This window comes from Nonomuraea sp. NPDC023979 (genome assembly GCF_040639085.1).
Classification (GTDB): domain Bacteria; phylum Actinomycetota; class Actinomycetes; order Streptosporangiales; family Streptosporangiaceae; genus Nonomuraea; species Nonomuraea ceibae.
The window spans coordinates 300,207-317,671 of record NZ_JBEZZG010000007.1; the positions used below are offsets into that span (position 1 = coordinate 300,207).

The 17,465-nt window shown below is 72.9% G+C and carries 15 protein-coding genes and 1 pseudogene; 11 read left to right on the plus strand and 5 right to left on the minus strand.

Going from position 1 to position 17,465, the window contains the following annotated elements; genetic code table 11:
• The first annotated feature begins 118 nt into the window (after nucleotides 1–118).
• The 4 genes from AB0G11_RS16645 to nusB are packed head-to-tail and all read left to right on the plus strand — an operon-like array spanning nucleotide 119 to nucleotide 3,609.
• Nucleotides 119–1,534, plus strand: coding sequence for a protein kinase (locus AB0G11_RS16645; protein WP_357586596.1), 1,416 nt, complete (start codon nucleotides 119–121; stop codon nucleotides 1,532–1,534).
• A gap of 39 nt (nucleotides 1,535–1,573) precedes the next feature.
• The gene (locus tag AB0G11_RS16650; protein ID WP_357586598.1) at nucleotides 1,574–2,611 is read left to right on the plus strand and encodes a Xaa-Pro peptidase family protein; all 1,038 of its coding nucleotides are present in this window, start codon (nucleotides 1,574–1,576) and stop codon (nucleotides 2,609–2,611) included.
• A 25-nt stretch (nucleotides 2,612–2,636) separates the two neighbouring features.
• Nucleotides 2,637–3,197, plus strand: coding sequence for an elongation factor P (efp, locus tag AB0G11_RS16655; RefSeq protein ID WP_219507269.1), 561 nt, complete (start codon nucleotides 2,637–2,639; stop codon nucleotides 3,195–3,197).
• 1 nt (nucleotide 3,198) lies between these two features.
• Nucleotides 3,199–3,609, plus strand: coding sequence for a transcription antitermination factor NusB (gene nusB / locus AB0G11_RS16660; RefSeq protein WP_219507271.1), 411 nt, complete (start codon nucleotides 3,199–3,201; stop codon nucleotides 3,607–3,609).
• Between the two features lie 96 nt (nucleotides 3,610–3,705).
• On the opposite strand, the gene AB0G11_RS16665 is transcribed toward nusB, so the two are convergent.
• Together AB0G11_RS16665 and AB0G11_RS16670 are read right to left on the minus strand one after the other, a co-directional pair.
• A complete protein-coding gene (locus tag AB0G11_RS16665; protein WP_219507273.1) occupies nucleotides 3,706–5,286 on the minus strand; it encodes an MDR family MFS transporter in 1,581 nt (526 codons plus the stop codon).
• Nucleotides 5,287–5,381: 95 nt separating this feature from the next.
• Nucleotides 5,382–5,984, minus strand: a complete 603-nt coding sequence (locus AB0G11_RS16670) for a TetR family transcriptional regulator (RefSeq protein ID WP_308125841.1) — start codon at nucleotides 5,982–5,984, stop codon at nucleotides 5,382–5,384.
• A gap of 195 nt (nucleotides 5,985–6,179) precedes the next feature.
• On the opposite strand from AB0G11_RS16670, the gene AB0G11_RS16675 reads away from it, so the two are divergent.
• From AB0G11_RS16675 to AB0G11_RS16685, 3 genes are all read left to right on the plus strand, one after another.
• Nucleotides 6,180–6,938, plus strand: coding sequence for a methyltransferase domain-containing protein (locus AB0G11_RS16675; RefSeq protein WP_219507275.1), 759 nt, complete (start codon nucleotides 6,180–6,182; stop codon nucleotides 6,936–6,938).
• 27 nt (nucleotides 6,939–6,965) lie between these two features.
• Nucleotides 6,966–8,207: a DNA polymerase IV gene (dinB, locus tag AB0G11_RS16680; protein WP_219507277.1), complete on the plus strand. Its 1,242-nt coding sequence runs from the start codon at nucleotides 6,966–6,968 to the stop codon at nucleotides 8,205–8,207.
• Between the two features lie 202 nt (nucleotides 8,208–8,409).
• Nucleotides 8,410–8,808 (plus strand): DUF3040 domain-containing protein, encoded by a 399-nt coding sequence (locus AB0G11_RS16685; protein ID WP_219507278.1) that lies wholly within the window; start codon nucleotides 8,410–8,412, stop codon nucleotides 8,806–8,808.
• Nucleotides 8,809–8,876: 68 nt separating this feature from the next.
• On the opposite strand, the gene AB0G11_RS16690 is transcribed toward AB0G11_RS16685, so the two are convergent.
• From AB0G11_RS16690 to AB0G11_RS16700, 3 genes are read right to left on the minus strand one after another with little or no spacing between them, the layout of a single operon-like run.
• Nucleotides 8,877–11,300, minus strand: coding sequence for a DUF3488 and transglutaminase-like domain-containing protein (locus tag AB0G11_RS16690; RefSeq protein ID WP_357586600.1), 2,424 nt, complete (start codon nucleotides 11,298–11,300; stop codon nucleotides 8,877–8,879).
• Nucleotides 11,297–12,544 carry a DUF58 domain-containing protein gene (locus AB0G11_RS16695; protein WP_219507281.1) on the minus strand — a complete coding sequence of 416 codons (1,248 nt, stop codon included), beginning with the start codon at nucleotides 12,542–12,544 and terminating at the stop codon, nucleotides 11,297–11,299. Before AB0G11_RS16695 ends, AB0G11_RS16690 begins: the two co-directional genes overlap by 4 nt.
• Nucleotides 12,541–13,518 carry a MoxR family ATPase gene (locus tag AB0G11_RS16700; protein ID WP_219507282.1) on the minus strand — a complete coding sequence of 326 codons (978 nt, stop codon included), beginning with the start codon at nucleotides 13,516–13,518 and terminating at the stop codon, nucleotides 12,541–12,543. The genes AB0G11_RS16695 and AB0G11_RS16700 overlap by 4 nt, the downstream gene beginning before the upstream one ends.
• A gap of 471 nt (nucleotides 13,519–13,989) precedes the next feature.
• Between AB0G11_RS16700 and mraZ the strand changes: the two genes are divergently transcribed.
• The 4 genes and pseudogenes from mraZ to AB0G11_RS16720 form a co-directional block, all read left to right on the plus strand.
• Entirely contained in the window at nucleotides 13,990–14,421 is a 432-nt protein-coding gene (gene mraZ, locus AB0G11_RS16705) for a division/cell wall cluster transcriptional repressor MraZ (protein WP_219507284.1), read from the plus strand.
• Nucleotides 14,422–14,643: 222 nt separating this feature from the next.
• Nucleotides 14,644–15,615: a 16S rRNA (cytosine(1402)-N(4))-methyltransferase RsmH gene (gene rsmH / locus AB0G11_RS16710; protein ID WP_219507286.1), complete on the plus strand. Its 972-nt coding sequence runs from the start codon at nucleotides 14,644–14,646 to the stop codon at nucleotides 15,613–15,615.
• Nucleotides 15,599–16,513: a hypothetical protein gene (locus AB0G11_RS16715; RefSeq protein ID WP_357586602.1), complete on the plus strand. Its 915-nt coding sequence runs from the start codon at nucleotides 15,599–15,601 to the stop codon at nucleotides 16,511–16,513. The genes rsmH and AB0G11_RS16715 overlap by 17 nt, the downstream gene beginning before the upstream one ends.
• Before the next feature lie 734 nt (nucleotides 16,514–17,247).
• A pseudogene (locus AB0G11_RS16720) lies at nucleotides 17,248–17,465 on the plus strand (hypothetical protein); the annotation flags it as partial.

Genomic DNA, 17,465 nt, shown 5'->3' on the forward strand with positions numbered 1-17,465 from the left:
TGCTGTCTCCGGACGGCGGATCTTCCCGCGCGCACGGCCGGATGTGCGGCGGGCGGGGGCTGTGGGGCCTATGGTTGGTCCGAAACTGCAGTGGTGAGTTGTGAGTATTGGCGGAGATATGTCCGACGCGACGCCGTCCCTGGTCGCAGGCCGGTATCGGCTTGACGAGCTCATCGGCAGCGGGCCGATGGGAGAGCTGTGGCGCGGCTACGACACCCGCGCCGACTGGACCGTGGCGGTCAAGGTCCTGGGCGCCAGGGCCAAGGGCGCGGCCACCCGCCAGGTGCTGCGCGAGCACGCCCAGGCGGTCGCCCGGGTCATCCACCCGAACGTGGCCATGGTGCTCGACGTGGGCGACCACGAGGGGGCGCCGTTCCTGGTGATGGAGTTCCTCACCGGGCCCAGCCTGGACGAGGAGCTGGCCGCGCGCGGGCCGCTGAAGGTCGTGGAGGTGTGCGACCTGATCGGCCAGGCCGCCGCCGGGCTGGACGCCGCGCACCGGGCCGGCGTGGTGCACGGGCACGTCCGCCCGCACAGCTTCCGGCAGGCGGGCAGCGGGGTGCTGAAGGTCGTCGGGTTCGGCCTGGGCGAGCAGGCGCCCGGCGACGGCGACCCGCACTACCGGGCCCCCGAGGGGGAGGGCGGGCCGCCCGCGGACCTGTACGCGCTCGGCGTGGTCTGCTACGAGCTCCTCACCGGCCAGAAGCCCGCCGGGCAGCCGCCGGGCGCGCTGCGCCAGGGCGTGCCCGCGGAGCTCGACCGGCTGGTGATGTCCCTGCTGTCCGCCGACCCCGGCCGCCGTCCCGCCAGCGGCGAGTCACTGCGCCGGGCGCTGGCCGCCGTCGCCAGGCCGCGCGCCACCGTGCCGCCGCCCACGACCGAGGTGCACGCGCGGCCCCCGCTCCAGGCCCCCGCCCCGCGGGCCGGTGACACGGCCGTCTTCGACGCGGCCGAGCTCGCGCCCCCGCCACCGGGCGGCGGGGGCGGCGGGAACCGGCGGCTGTACGTCCAGTTCGGCGCCGCCCTGGCCGCGATCGTCGCCATCACCGTCGTGATGATCCTCTGGGGCGCCTCCGGGGACGAGCAGCCGGTCGCCGAGAACACCCCCGCCCCGTCGGTGGCCGTGACCAGCACGCCCGACACCACGCCCGAGCCCATGCCCACCGTCGAACCCCTCCCCACCACCACCCCCGAGCCCGCCCGCGAGCCCACCTCGCTGCGGGAGACCGACGGGGCGAACCCCAAGGGCACCGTCGGCGTCGGCGTGCCGCCGGGGGGCTGGGAGGGCTACCTCAGGCAGTTCGGCTCCGCGCTGACCGCCCAGATGCGGCTGAACGGCATCGACCCCCGCGTCGCCGGCAAGGCCCAGGACAAGCTCGCCAAGGCCGCCCGCAAGTTCGCCGAGGGGCACGAGGACTCCGGGCGCGACCACGTCCGCGGCGTCCTGCGCGACCTCCTGCGCGCCCAGGAGAAGGGCGAGATCGCCAAGGAGGGGCCGCTGCCGGAGTGGCTGAGCGAATGGCGTCTGGAGTAGGCGCCCCGAGGTGATGTTCGATACGCGTACATTGGCGAAATGACGGTCAATTATCAGGAGCGACGGGCCCGGCTCGCGGCGATGCTGCCCGCGCACGAGGTCGAGGCCATGCTGGTCACCTCGGCGGTCAACGTCCGCTACCTCACCGGGCTGGCCAGCTCCAACGCCGCCGTCCTGATCAGGGCGGACGGCTCGGCCCTGCTCGTCACCGACAACCGCTACATCGACAAGACCCGCGGCCTCGACGTCGAGGCCGTGGAGGCGTCCGACGTGGCGGGCGAGCTCGCCGCCCCCGGCGTCGGCATCGAGGCCGCCAGCATGAGCGTGGCGACCTACCACCGGCTCGGCGCCGGGCTCGTCCCGCTGGAGCCCCTGGTCGAACGGCTCAGGGCGGTCAAGGACGACGACGAGCTGGAGCTCCTGCGCACCGCCTGCGCCATCACCGACCAGGCGTTCGCCGACATCATCCGCACCATCGGGCCCGGCGTCACCGAACGCGACCTGGCCCGCCTCCTCGACGCCCGGATGATCGAGCTGGGCGCCGACAAGCCCGCCTTCGAGACCATCGTCGCCGCCGGCGAGAACGGCGCCGTCCCCCACCACGCCCCCACCGACAGGGAGCTGCGCTCCGGCGACCTCGTCACCATGGACTTCGGCGCCCTCTACCAGGGCTACCACGCCGACATGACCCGTACGGTCAGCCTCGGCGAGCCCGCCGCCTGGCAGCGGGAGATCTATGAGCTGGTGGCCCAGGCGCAGCGGGCCGGCAGCCTGGCGGTGCTCCCCGGGGCCGAGGCCAAGCAGGTGGACGCCGCCTCACGCGACATCATCAAGGCCGCCGGTCACGGCGACCACTTCCGTCACGGCCTCGGCCACGGCGTCGGCCTGGAGATCCACGAGGAGCCGTTCCTCGGCCCTTCGCGTACCGGTAGACTTGAGGACCGAGTTCCGATCACCGTCGAGCCGGGGGTCTATCTCCCGGGCCGGGGCGGCGTTCGCATCGAGGACACAGTCGTGACACGCGGGGGCGGCGCGGAACTTTTCACCAAGACGACCAAGGAGCTGCTCGTTCTGTAGAGCGGCCGCACGCGGGAGATGACGAGTGGCGACGACCAACGACCTCAAGAACGGCATGGTGCTGAAGCTCGACGGTGGTGAGCTGTGGGCCGTCGTGGAGTTCCAGCACGTCAAGCCGGGCAAGGGCGGCGCGTTCGTGCGCACCAAGCTCAAGAACGTGCTGTCCGGCAAGGTCGTCGACAAGACCTTCAACGCCGGCGTCAAGGTCGACGTGGCCAACGTCGACAAGCGCGAGATGCAGTATTCCTACCGTGACGGCGACGACTTCGTGTTCATGGACACCGAGACCTACGACATGGTCAACGTCTCCAGCCGCACCGTCGGTGACGCCGCCAACTACATGCTGGAGAACACGCTCGCCACGGTGGCCTTCAACGAGGGCTCCGCGCTCTACGTGGACCTGCCCGCCGCCGTCGAGCTGACCGTCGCCGAGACCGAGCCCGGCCTGCAGGGCGACCGCTCCACCGGCGGCACCAAGCCCGCCACCCTGGAGACCGGCGCCGAGATCAAGGTGCCGCTGTTCATCACCACCGGCGAGCGGGTCAAGGTCGACACCCGCAGCGGCGAGTACCTCGGCCGGGCCTGAGGTGTCGGCACGAGGCAAAGCACGCAGGCGCGCCCTCGACATCCTCTTCGAGGCCGAACTGCGCACGGAGGACCCGCTCAAGATCCTCGCCGAGCGGGTGGAGCGGGGCGACCCGCCGGTCAACGAATACACCTCGGCCATCGTCGAGGGCGTCGCCCGGCACCACGCCCGCATCGACGAGCTCATCACGACCTACTCCGAGGGCTGGACCCTCGAACGCATGCCCGCCGTCGACCGCAACCTGCTGCGCGGCGGCACGTACGAGCTGCTGTGGATGCCCGACGTCCCCGAGGGCGTCGTCATCAGCGAGTGGGTCCACCTGGCCGGTGAGCTGTCGACGGACGAGTCGCCGCAGTTCATCAACGGGCTGCTGGCCCGCTTCAAGCAGCTCAAGCCCAGCCTGACCCTCTAGCGCGGGGCCGCCCCGGGGCCGTGCGCCCCGGCGAAGACGGCGAAGGCCGCGTCCGGCCCGGAGGCCGGCCGCGGCCCGCGTGACCCGCTGCGCCGATCAGTGGCCGGGGGCCACGGCCCGCTCCTGGGCCAGGCGCTCCTCGCCCGACAGGTCGTTGAGCGGCTTCTCCTTCAGGAACAGCACCGCCACCAGGGCCAGCGCCGTCAGCGGCACCCCGATGAGAAACAGGTCGGCGGTGGCCGTCGCGTACACGTCCTGGATGATCGCCACCACCTGCGGCGGCAGCGTGGAGATGTCCGGGACCGCGCCCTCGCCCCCGCCGCCCCCGGCGGCCAGCGGGCCGAGCCGCTCCTTCATCTGCGACGTCACCTGGCTGGCCAGCACCGCGCCCAGCGCGCTGACGCCGATCGTGCCGCCCATGCTGCGGAAGAACGACAGCGCCGAGGTGGTGACGCCCAGGTCGTGCGCGGGGACGTCGTTCTGCGCGGCCAGGACCAGGTTCTGCATGAGCATGCCGACGCCGATGCCGAGCACCGCCATGTAGACGCCGAGCAGCACCGTGCTGGTCTTGCCGTCGATGGTGCTGAGCAGGGCCATCCCGGCGAGCATCGTGACGCCGCCCGCCACCAGGAAGCCCTTCCAGCGGCCCCACTTGGTGATGAGCTGGCCCGCGACGGTCGAGGAGATCAGCAGGCCGAACACCATCGGCAGGCTCATCAGGCCCGCGACGGTCGGCGACTTGCCGAGCGCCACCTGGAAGTACTGCGACAGGAACACGGTGCCGCCGAACATCGCCACACCCACCAGCACGCTCGCCACGGTGGTGAGGGTGACGGTGCGGTTGCGGAACAGGTACAGCGGGATGATCGGCTCAGGCGCCCGCGACTCCACCCAGACGGCCAGCGCCAGGACGATCAGGCCGCCGCCCACGAGGCCCACGGTCCACCAGGAGCCCCAGGCGAACTGGTGGCCGGCCAGCGACGACCAGATGAGCAGCGTGGAGACGCCCACCGTGATGAGCAGCGCGCCCAGGTAGTCGACCTTCACGTCCTTGCGCACCACCGGCAGGTTCAGCGTGCGCTGCAGCAGGATGATGGCCACGATCGTGAACGGCACGCCGAACAGGAAGCACCAGCGCCAGCCGAGCCAGGAGGTGTCGACGAGCACGCCGCCGATCAGCGGCCCGGCGACCGTGCCGATGCCGAACACGGCGCCGAAGATGCCGGCGTAGCGGCCCAGCTCGCGCGGCGGGATCATGGCCGCCATCACGACCATCGACAGCGCCGTCATGCCGCCCGCGCCGACGCCCTGGACGACCCGGCTGACGATGAGGATCTCCACGTTCGGCGTCAGGCCCGCGATGAGCGAGCCGGCGACGAACAGTCCCAGGGAGAGCTGGATGAGCAGCTTCTTGCTGTAGAGGTCGGACATCTTCCCCCAGAGCGGCACCGTGGCCGTCATGGCCAGCAGCTCGGAGGTGACGATCCAGGTGTAGACGGTCTGGGAGCCGTTCAGGTCGGTGATGATGCGGGGCAGGGCGTTGGCCACGACGGTCGAGGCCAGGATGGACACGAACATGCCCACCATCAGCCCTGACAGAGCCTGCAGGACCTTGCGCCGGGATGTGCGCTCGGCGGGCGCGGCCTCGGGTCCGGGCTGCGCGCTGGTCGTTGTCATGTTTCCTCTCAGGCAGGGGCACGCGGCGCCCCGGTCGGGCGCCGCGCGGTCGGGCGATGGTTCAGGGAAGGTCTTGGGAGGGTCTTCGGGGCGGGTCAGGGCGTGGACAGGCCGCCGGCCAGCCGGGCGAACGCCTCGTCGAGCAGCACCGTCAGCGTGGGGACCCCGTCACCGGCGCTCCAGCGCATCATCACGGCCCGGAAGGCCGCCAGGGAGACGGCCGTCACGAGGTGGGCGTAGCCCTCGTCGCCGCTCCGCTCGGCGAGCAGGCCCGTCAGCACCAGCTCGGTCTCGACGCCGCCGGAGACGAGGTGCGGCAGGAGCGACGGGTTCTGCTCCAGCACCCTCAGCCGGAGCATCCACCACTCGCGCTGGTCCTGCACCTGCTCGGCCTGCTCGCGCAGCACCAGGTGCAGCGCGTCGAGGGCGGGCACGTCGCCGGGGACGCCGGCCAGCCGTTCCTTGAGCTCGGCGCCGACCATCCGGTTGCGGCCGATGAGGGCGTCTTCCTTGGACGGGAAGTAGTTGAAGAACGTGCGCGAGGAGACGTCCACGGCCTCCGCTATGTCCTCCACCGTGACCCCCGCGAGGCCGCGCTCGGCGACCAGCGTCAGGGCGGCGCGCTCCAGCGCCGCGCGGGTCTCGAGCTTCTTGCGGTCCCTCCGGCTGAGCTCGTCGTTGCTGTCCACGGTGGTCACAACGAACAGGGTAGGGAAGAAATTTCAGGATCTGCAATCTTTCATGATGCGAAGTACGGCAGATCACACAAGGTACGCATCCCGGACGGAGGCCCGGTTGGCGCATCCGAGGGAAAGCGCCTGCCGTCCGGGGGCGCGGAGGGCGGCGCGCACGGCGTAGGCTGGGCTGGTCGGTGGAAAGAGGGAGGCTCGACGTTGCGTGCTGAAGGCGTCACGAGGACCCCGGCGGTGCGGACCGCCGTCGTCTGGGACGCGCTACGGGCGGTGCTGGCCGAGCTGGCCGCCGCCACCGGGCGCGAGGCCCTCGACATCGTCGACGCCGGGGGCGGCACCGGCGGGTTCGCCGTGCCGCTGGCCGCGCTGGGCCACACCGTGACCGTCGTCGACCCGAGCCCCGACTCGCTGGCCGCGCTGGAGCGCCGGGCCAAGGAGCGTGACGTGGAGGTGCGCGGCCTGCAGGGCGACGCCGCCGACCTGGGCGACCTGCTCAGCCGCGACAGCGCCGACCTGGTGCTGTCGCACAGCGTGCTCGAGTACGTGGACGACCCGGTCGGCGCGCTGTCGGCGATGGCCGGGCTGCTGCGCGAGGGCGGCGCGGTGAGCGTGCTGGCCGCCAACCCCGTCGCCAGCGCCATCCACCGGGCGCTGGCCGGGCAGTTCGACGAGGCCAGGGCCGTGCTGGCCGACCCGATGGGCAGCTGGGGCGACCGCGACCCCACGCCGCGCCGCTTCACCGGCGAGACCCTGACCGGGCTGCTGACCTCGGCCGGGTTCCGGCCGGGCGCGGTGCACGGGGTGCGTGTCTTCGCCGACCTGGTGCCCAGCCGGCTGGTCGACGGCGAGGCCGGCGCCGCCGAGGCGCTGGCGGCGCTGGAGCAGGCCGCCTCCGCCCATCCGGTGCTGCGCGACATCGCGACCCAGCTGCACGTGCTGGGCCACAAGGCCTCGGCGTAGAACGCCTGTTCGGATAGACTCGGCGGCGTGTCTCGCAAGCAGATCACCGGCATCGGCCCCGCTCCGCGGACCGGGGGCGACGACAGCGGCTGCCCGATCCTGCATGTCGACATGGACGCCTTCTTCGCCAGCGTCGAGCTGCTGGAGCGGCCCGAGCTGCGCGGCCTGCCGGTGATCGTGGGCTCGCCCGCGGGCCGGGGCGTGGTGCTCAGCGCCACCTACGAGGCCAGGGCGCGGGGCGTGCACTCGGCGATGCCGATGAGCCGGGCGCGCCGGCTGTGCCCGCAGGCCACGATCATCCCGCCCAGCCACGGCAAGTACGCCGAGGTCTCCAGGGGCGTGATGGAGATCTTCCACGCGATCACGCCGCTCGTCGAGCCGATCGCCTCCGACGAGGCGTTCCTCGACGTGGCGGGGGCGCGGCGCCGGCTGGGCTCGCCCGCGGAGATCGCGGCCGGGATCAGGGCCGAGGTGCTGGAGCGCTACGGCATCACCTGCTCGGTGGGCGTCGCGGGCAGCAAATTCATCGCCAAACTCGCCTCAAAGCAGTGCAAGCCCGACGGCATGCTCGTGGTGCCGCCCGATGACGTCGTGGCCTTCCTGCACCCGTTGCCGGTCTCGGCGCTGTGGGGCGTGGGCGAGCGCACCGAGCAGTCGCTCGTGCGCCTCGGCATCCGCACCGTCGGCGACCTGGCCAGAGTGCCGGTGTCCACGCTGCAGCGCGAGCTCGGCCAGGCGGTCGGCGGCCACCTGGCGGCGCTGGCGTGGGGGCGCGACGAGCGGCCGGTGACCGCGCACGTCCCCGACAAGAGCATCGGCAACGAGGAGACCTTCGCCGCGGACGTCGACGACCCCGACGTGATCAGGCGTGAGCTGCTGAGACTGTCCGAACGTGTCGCGGCCAGGATGCGTAAGGCCGGACACGTGGGCAGGACTGTAAGTGTGAAGCTGCGCCGAGCCGACTTCTCCACGATCAGCCGGTCCCGGACTCTCAAGGAGCCGACCGACGTCGCCCAGGAGATTTACGCCACAGCGTGCGAGCTGTTCCAGGCGGCAGGTCTGGAACGGGTGCGGCTGCGCCTCGTGGGGGTCCGGATGGAGGGCCTGCGCCCGGCCGATTCGGCCTCACGCCAGCTCAGCCTGGGTGAGCGGGAGACCGGCTGGCGCGAGGCCGAGCAGGCCATGGACCGGGCCGTACGCAGATTCGGCCCCGATGCGGTGCTCCCGGCTTCGCTTGTCCGGGGCAGACTTGATGAAATGGAGGCGTGAGGAGATGTCACGACTTCCGGGGAGGAGGGCGATATGGCGCAGAATGAAGCCATGACGTCACCTCCGGTTTGGTCTGCGTTGGACGTTTGCTTTCGCCTACGTCTACAGCCTCGTATTCTGGGGATAACCGACCGCGAGGTTCGGACACCCCGTGTCGTCCGTTGCCGTCTTCCCCGTCCAGGGGCCGTCCTTGGGAGGCGCCGTGCCGCTCTCTGAGCACGAGCAGCGCTTGCTCGACCAGATCGAGCAGGCCCTCTACGCCGAGGACCCGAAGTGGGCCAACACCGTAAGGATCAGTGACCCGCGCAGCCATTACAAGCGTCGCCTGATCAAAGCCTCCGTCGGCTTTGCTCTCGGCGTCGTCCTGCTGATGGTCGGCGTTGTGATCAACCTGATCCCGCTCGGCGTCGGCGGTTTCGTGGTCATGCTCGCCGCGTGTCTGTGGGGTCTGTCCAGTTGGAAACGCATGAACGGGTTCGGCGGCGACTCCGCCCCGGCGCCCGGCGCCCCCGCTCCGGGCAAACAGGCCCGCCGGGGAAACCGGGGGACCTTCATGGAACGCATGGAGGAGCGCTGGCGCCGTCGACACGACGAGCGCTGAGCCTCAACAGCCCGTGAAACGGTCGTGCGGCCGCCCCCAGCCAGGGGAGCGGCCGCACGACCGTTTCGTCACGCGCCCTTCTGCGACGCCGTCCGGCGCAGCCTGATGTTCTCCAGCCGGTCGAACCCGTCCAGCAGGCCCTCGCCCAGGCCGCGCAGCCGGCGCATCGTCGAGGGCGGCATCAGCACCGCCCGCACCCGCCTGGCCCGCGACACGGTCGCCGCCAGCGCCTGGCGCACCCGGCGCAGATCCTTGCCCATCGGCGCGATCTCGCCCGGCTCCCTGGCGTACAGCACCCGCTCCACCGTCGAGGCGATCGCCGCGATCGACGCCGCCGCCTCCGCGTCGAACTCGTACTGCTCCGTCAGCCGCCGTGCCAGCGCGCGCGGCGTCTCGCTCGCCCCGCGCGCCATCCCGTAGTCGCACAGCGCGTCGTCCAGCTCCGCCCAGGCGGCCGCGACCGCCGGATGGCGGCTCGCCACCACCCTGGCCGTCACCTCGTCCGACGGCTCGCTCACCTTCCAGCCGAGCGCGCGCACCCGCCTGCTGCGGGTGAACAGCCGCACCGCGGCCGGGACGAGCAGCACCAGCAGGAGCACGCCTGCGCCGAGGCCGATCTGCGCGATCAGCGGGGTCGACTCCTCCGGCGGCACCCCGCCGTTGGCCAGCAGCGCCGCCTCACGGTCGAGCTGACGCGGGTTCTGGCGGTTCTGCGGGCCCAGCGCCTCGCTGTCGGGGCTGCCCGACGAGCCCGGCGTCGGCTCATCCGCGCTGCCCGTCGAGCGGGTCTGCGGGATCGTGTACGCGGGCACCCGGGCGCTGCCCTGCCCCGCCGACCCCGCCGGCGTCGGCTCGAACGGCAGCCAGCCCACGCCCTCGAAGTACAGCTCCGGCCAGGCGTGCGAGTCGTTGGTCGCCACCGTCCACTGGCCGCCGATCTGCGTGCCGCCCGTGTAGCCGATCGCCACCCGCGAGGGGATGCCGACGACCCGCGCCAGCAGCGCCATCGAGGCCGCGAACTGCTCGCAGTAGCCCGCCCGGCTGGCCAGGAGGAAGTCCTGCAGCGCCGAGTTGCTGTGCCCCTGCGTCTCGAGGCTGTAGACGAACCCGCCGGTCCTGGTGAAGAACTGCTGCAGCTTCACCGCCCGCTGGTAGCCCGTCTCGGCGCCTCTGGTCTCCTGGCGGGCCAGCTCCCTGATCTCCTCCGGCAGGTTCTCCGGCAGCTGCAGGTAGCGCGGGTCGGCCGCCTCGCCGCCCGGCGGCAGCGAGTCGAGCACCTCGGAGGTGACCTGCGGCTCGCCCGACAGCACCTGGTACTCGAGCCCGGCCGCCTCGTCGACGGTGGAGAAGACCATCAGCGTGCTGACGTCCGCGCGCCAGTCGCCGTCCACCTGGATCGCCCTCGGCGGGTACGGCAGCGGCAGGAACGACAGCTTGGAGATCTCCTCGCTCATCGTGATCTGCGTGCTGACGTCCGCCACCTTCACCTCACGCCCGAGGCCGGGCGGCGGGGGCAGCGGGCCGTTGTCCGTCCGGTTCTCCGGAGCGCCCTGCGGCTGCGTCATCCCGAACTGCTCGCCGTCGAACGTGTCGAGCGCGTAGATGCGCAGGTAGCGCGGCCTGCTGTCGTTGTTCGTGTAGGTCAGCACGGTGCGCCGCTCCGGCAGCTCCAGCCGCCCCTTCAGGTCCGCGATCGGGTCCGGGATGCTGATCGAGTTGCCCCGCCCGGAGCCGCTGCCGCCCACGCCGAAGGTGAAGAAGGAGACCGGCTCCATCGCGGGCAGCGCCGCCGGCACCACCACCGCCAGCGCGATCGCCGCGAAGCCGATGCGCTTGCCCGACAGGCGCAGCCCGCTGGTGTCGGCCTGCCCGCCCGCCCGCGGCGTCTGCTGGGCCGCGCGGGTCCGGCGCACCAGCACCGCCCGGCCCCAGTGCCCCACCCGCTCGCGCCCGTCGGCGATCAGCAGGCTGGTGAAGCCGAGCGCCGCCAGGATGAACGCCGGCCAGCTGATCGGGTCGGCCAGGATCGTGGCCGGCACCGTGGCCAGCGCCAGCAGCGGCAGCCCCGCCAGCGCCGCCCGCCGCAGCCGGGAGGCGAACAGGTCGACGATGATCGCGATCACGCCCACGCCGCCGGAGGTCAGCAGGGAGATGGGCTCGTTGGCGGGCACCGGCGCGGCGTAGCGCTGGATGTCGGCCCACCCGGTGGTCAGCAGGTCGGCCAGCTCCAGCACCGACTCCTTGGTCGGCACCACCAGCGCCCAGGCCTCCTCGGCGGTGAAGGACACCGTCAGGTACAGGCCCAGCGCGGCCACGCTCACCAGCGCCGCCGCCCACGACGGCAGCGACAGCCGTCCGCTCACCAGGCTCGCCGCCATCACCGCCAGCACCGCGCCCAGCGACGCCCAGAACCAGGAGCCGCCCTCGAAGAGCGGGTAGAGCAGGATCGCCGCGGCGAACGTCGCCACGGCGGACGCCACAGAAAGCCTCATGCCGAACCTCCGCTGAGCACGTACCTGCCGCGGCTGCCGGCGTCCTGCCAGACCGAGGCGATCGAGACGCCCGCGGGCAGCCGGACGATCCGCCAGCCGTACCCGGCCAGCACCGTCTGCACGGCGTCGTAGTTCTCCGTCTGCCCGCCGTCCCAGGTGCCCACGTCGAGCAGCACCGCCACCGCGGTGATGCCGCTGTGCCGCAGCCGGGCCAGCTCGCGGGCCTCCTCGGGGTCGAGCGAGCCGAGCACGGCCACGATCAGCCCGTCGCCGCCGCCCTGCCGCAGCGCCGAGACGCCCATCTCCAGCGACCTGGCCGAGCTGCCGCGCACCATCGCCAGCGTGTCCAGCAGCGACCAGCTCAGCCCGGTGTCCGTCAGGTGCTCGGCGCCCTGGTCGGTGACCAGCCGCAGGCCCAGCCCCTCACGCGCCAGGTGCACGCCGATCGAGGCCGCCGCCGAGACCGCCACCTCGAAGGAGGAGCGCGGGCCCTCGCCGCGGTGGGCGAAGCGGCGGGTGTCGAGCAGGAGCGCGCCGCGGCTCTGCCACTGCTGCTCCTCGCGCCGCACCATCAGCTCGCCGTGGCGGGCGGTCGAGCGCCAGTGCACCCGGCGCAGGTCGTCGCCCTGCCGGTACTCGCGCGGCGCGACGTCGTCGTCGCCCGCCGCCGCCACGCTGCGGGTGCGGCTGTCGCCGCCGCCGGTCCACTCGCCCGACAGCCGTACGTGCGGCAGCGCCACCACCTGCGGCGTCACCACCAGCGTGTCGGTGATCGTGAACGCCCGGGTCAGCTCCACCAGGCCGAACGGGTCGGCGATGCGCACCGACAGCGGCCCGATCGGGTAGCGGCCGCGCAGGTCCGAGCGCACCTTGTAGTCGATCTCCCGGACGCCGCGGGCCTCCACCCGGTCCAGCACGAACCGGGGCCGCACGCCCAGCGCGTACGGGACGGTGTCCTCGATCAGCAGCAGCCCGGTCGGCAGCCTGGTCACGTTCTCCAGGCGCAGCGTCACGGTCGCCTCGCCGCCCGCCTCCGCCCTGGCCGGGTCCAGCCGCCTGGCGCAGCTCAGCCGGTAGCGCGTGCGCGCCACCACCAGGGCGGCCAGCAGCGGCAGCGCCGTCACCAGCACGCCGATCCTGAACAGGTCGTCCTCACCCAGAAGGAACGCCATCACCAGCGCGGCGATCCCCGAGGCCAGGAACGAGCGTCCCCGCGAGGTGAGCGCCCGCAGTCCGGCTCTCACGACGCCCGGGTCTCCGGCACCGGCACGCGCCTGACCAGCTCCGCCACCACCTGCTCCGGCAGCCTGCGCTGGCCCTGCGCCTCCACGCTCGGCAGCAGCCGGTGCGCCAGCACGGGCACGGCCAGCTCCTGGAGGTCGTCCGGGATGACGTAGTCGCGGCCCGACAGCGCCGCGTTCGCCCTGGCCGCGCGGACGAGCTGCAGCGTCGACCGGGGGGAGGCGCCCAGCCGCAGGTCCGGCGAGTGCCGGGTGGCCACGACCAGGTCGATGGCGTACTTCTTGACCGGCTGCGACACGTATACCCCGCGCACGGCCGCGATCAGCGCGCGCACCTCCGCCTCGGTGGCGACCGGCTGCAGCCTGTCCAGCGGGGAGGTGCCGCCGTGCACGTCGAGCATCTCCAGCTCGGCCGTCGGCTCCGGATAGCCCATCGCCACCCTGGCGGTGAACCGGTCGCGCTGCGCCTCCGGCAGGGGATAGGTGCCCTCCATCTCGATCGGGTTCTGCGTCGCGATCACCATGAACGGCGCGTCCAGCTCGTACGTCCTGCCGTCGACGGTGACCTGGCGCTCCTCCATGCACTCCAGCAAGGCCGACTGCGTCTTCGGCGAGGCGCGGTTGATCTCGTCGCCGACCACGATGTTGGCGAACACCGGCCCGGGCTTGAACTCGAACTCCCGGGTCTGCTGGTTGTAAGCGCTCACACCGGTGATGTCGCTGGGCAACAGGTCGGGGGTGAACTGCACCCGGCGCACGGGACAGTCGATGGACCGCGCCAGGGCCTTGGCCAGCATGGTCTTGCCGACTCCCGGGACGTCCTCGATCAACAGGTGGCCCTCGGCGAGCAGGACGGTCAGCGTCAGGCGGACGGCGTCGCTCTTCCCCTCGATCACGGACTCGATGGCCTGCCGGATCCGGTGCGCGGTGGAGACAAGCTCGCCGAGCTGGGGAGGGACGTCATGGGTTACTGCCACCAGGCCTCCATGAGAGGTGCGACGGCCTGCCCCGCCCAAGGGTGCCTTTGCGGGAGACATGCCATTGTTTTCCATTATCTGTACGACCCTACGACTCTGTGGGTTCCGGAGCGACTTTTGCGGATATTCCAGAGAAGCCAGAGGTTGTTCATGTTCATGTCGCATTGCGGTGCGAATGCCGTGACACCGCCCCCCACGCGGCGCGCCACTTTCCCCCACCGCCGCCCCCTCTAGCGGCTCCGCCGGTTATTCGCCGGGCTTTTCCCGCTTCGACACGCCCACGGGCCGCCGTGCGGCCGCCCCCGCCCCCCACCCGACCCCATCGCGCTGACCTGCGATAACGCGTGGAAAACGACGGATGAACCGGGTTCGAATCAGTTGACGGTGGGGAGAAGTGGAGTATGGTGGTGCGCAGTGGAGGGCCCGGTGCACCAGCGCCGAGCGCTTCACGAGGCACGGGAGGTGGGGCCGATGTTCCTCGGCACCCATCAACCGCGTCTGGACGACAAGGGACGGCTGTTCCTGCCGGCTAAGTACCGTGAGGAGCTGGCGGAGGGTCTTGTGATCACCAAAGGCCAGGAGCGATGCCTCTACGTCTTTCCCGTGGAGGAGTTCCAGCGCATAACCGAGGCTCTCAGCACCGCCCCGGTCACCGCCAAGGCGGTGCGCGACTACAGCCGCGTCTTCTTCGCCAGCGCGTCCGACGAGAAACCAGACAAGCAGGGACGCATCACGATCCCGCAGGGGCTGCGGCAGTACGCCGGCCTGCAGCGTGACTGCGTGGTCATCGGTGCCAACACCCGGCTGGAGATCTGGGACGCGCAGGCCTGGGACACCTACCTCAACGCGCAGGAGCAGGCGTTCGCCGACCTGTCGGAGGAGGTGCTGCCAGGGATTCTCTAGAAGTCACGGTCGAGCCGTCGGAGATGTCGTTCGGCGAGGTCTCCACCCGCAACCACTGCCGGCCAGCTGATGCACCTTCCCCGGTGTCAGATGGCAGGCGTCCACGAAGAGGGTGCGGATGGGGACCTGGCCGGACGGCACCGGGGTGGGGACCCTTTGCAGGACGGACACATCGACCGGCCGCGTCATCCGCGAGCCAGGACGCGAGAGGGGGGTTTGGAGATGCACGACGACGCAGCCAAGGGCGGTCACGTTCCGGTCATGCTCGAGCGCGTACTGGAGCTGCTCGCTCCGGCGCTCACCGGCCCGGACCCCGTCGTCGTCGACGCCAACCTCGGCCTCGGCGGCCACGCGGAGGCACTGCTCGCCGCGCACCCCGCGCTGCACCTCATCGGCATCGACCGCGACCCGTTCGCGATCGACCACGCCACGCGCAGGCTCGCCCCCTACTCCGGGCGCACCACGCTCGTCCACGCCTCGTCCGACGAGATGGCCGCCGTGCTGGCCCGCGCCGGGCGCACCACGGTCGACGGGGTGCTGTTCGACCTGGGCGTCTCCTCGCCCCAGCTCGACGAGGCCGAGCGCGGTTTCGCCTATTCCTACGACGCCCCGCTCGACATGCGCATGGACACCGACCAGGAGCTCACCGCCGAGGTCGTGGTCAACACCTACCCCGCCGCCGAGCTGACCCGCATCCTGCGCGTCTACGGCGAGGAGAGGTTCGCCCCGCGTGTCGCGGGCCTGATCATCAAGGAACGGGCCAAAGACCCCATAACGTCGACGAAGCGGCTGGCCGACATCGTCCGCGAGGCGATTCCGGCCGCCACCCGGCGCACCGGGGGCAACCCCGCCAAACGAACGTTCCAGGCGCTGCGCATCGAGGTCAACGCGGAACTGGCCGCCCTGGAGGCGGCCCTGCCCGCGGCCCTCGACGCGCTGGCGCTCGGCGGGAGAGTCGTCGTGCTCTCCTACCACTCCCTGGAGGACCGGCTCACCAAGCAGGTCCTCACGGCGCGAACCAAGGACACCAGCCCGCCCGGGCTGCCCGTCCCGCTGCCGGCTCACCAGCCGCGGTTCCGCCTCCTGACGAGGGGAGCCGAGCTCCCGAGCGAAGAAGAGCTGACCCGCAACCCGCGGGCGGCTTCGGCCCGGCTCAGGGCCGCAGAGAGGATCCGTGTTGACGACCAGGACTGAGCAGGAGACCCGGCGGGGCGCGCCCGCCCGCGGCACTGTGCCCACGACCGGTCCCGCGGCCGGGAGCACGCCCGCGGCCGCGGCCGGACCGAAGACCGGCAGGCGCCGGCCCGACGTCCCGCACCCGGCCAAGCCCGTCCCCGAGACCGACCCGCGCCCGGCCCGCGGCGCCCGCCCGTCGCCCGACACCAGATCCCGCACCCCCCGCCCGGCCGCCGACCGCGCGGGCCGCCCGGGTCCTGACGCTTCCGGGCGTCCAGGACGTACGGGCGCCGAGCGTCCGGGACGTACGGGCGCCGAGCGCGCCGAGCGTCCGGGGCGGACGGCCGCCGACGCGGAGCGCTCCGGCGCGGCGCGCACGGCACGCACGGCACGCACGGCGTCCGACGGCGCGCAGCGTACGGGGCGGACGGCGGCCGAGCGGTCCGCCGGCGCGGCCTCGGAGCGCGCCGGCCGCACCAGGACCGAGGCCGCCCCGCGGTCTGCCGCCACCCGCACCCGGCCCGGCGCCGACCCCCGCACGCGCAGGCCCCGCACCGACCGCGGGCGCGGCGTCGCCGGCGGGCTGGACGGGCAGGCGCGCCCCGCCGTCCGGCGACGCCCGGCACGGCGGCAGCGCGCCCCGTTCGTGCTGCTCGTCGTCGGGCTGCTCTGCGGCGGCCTGGTGAGCCTGCTGCTGCTCAACACCGTGCTGGCCCAGGACTCCATCACCGCCTCGACCCTCGTGGACGAGATCGCCAGCGAGCGGCAGCACAACGAGGACCTCAAGCGCAAGAACGAGCAGAGCAAGCTGCCCACGGAGATCGCCAGGCAGGCCGAGGAACTCGGCATGCGCCCGGCGTGGGACAGCGTCGACCCCTACACCGCCGAGCCCGGCCAGGCGGTCCAGGGGCGGTGAGCGGCACCAGCGGCAGGGGTCAAGGTCCCGGTCGCGGCACAGGCGGCGCCGGCTCTCAAGGAGGGCCCGGCGCCGCTCGTCGTACGCCGGGCGGCCCAGGACGGGCGGGACGCAACACCTCCGCCCGCCCCACGCCGCCGGACGAGCCCCGCGAACGGCCCGACCCGTTCGACCTCCCCTTCACCCATGACTTCACCTCCGACGAGCCCGGCGACGACACCCCACCGCCCCGGGGCGACGCCTCCCGGGGCCGCTCCCGCCGCGACGGTGGGGAGCCGTCCCGGAGTGACCCCCCCGGTGGCCGCTCCCGAGATGACGGGGACGGGCCGTCCCGGGGCGACCCTTTCCGGGGCCGCTCCCGCCGGGACGGCGAGGGGCCGTCCCGGGGTGACGTCCCGGAAGGCCGCACCCGGGGTGAACGGGACGGGTCGTACCGGGGTGACGCCCCGGGAGGCCGGTCCCGTCGTGGCGGGGAGGGGCCGTACGGAGGCGACGAGGACGGGCCGCGCGGGCGGTCGCGTCGTGGTGCGGGGGAGGGACGGAACGGCGGGGCCGGTGACGGCCCGAGGGGGCGGTCGCGGGGTGACGACGGCGAGGGCCCGCGTGACGGGGCCCGCCGTGGAAGGCCCTCCGGGGGTCGCTCCGGTGATGGTGGTGAGGACGGGCCGGGCGGCAGGTTCCGGCAGGACGAGGGGCCGGGGGCGCGTGGGCGTGCCCGGCAGGATGGTGGCGATGTGGCCCGCGGGCGGGCAGGTGACGGTGGCGAGCGGCCGAGGAGCCGCGGACCCCAGGGCGACGACCGGCCGAGGGGCCGGGGCGACAGGCAGGACGCGCCGGGCAGGCGCCCCACCACGGGCGGCCGCCGCCCGTTCCCGGACGAGCGCCGCCCCGGCGCGGACGACCGGCGCGCCCCCCAGGACGACCGCCGCCCCGACGGGGGCGGGCGCAGGCC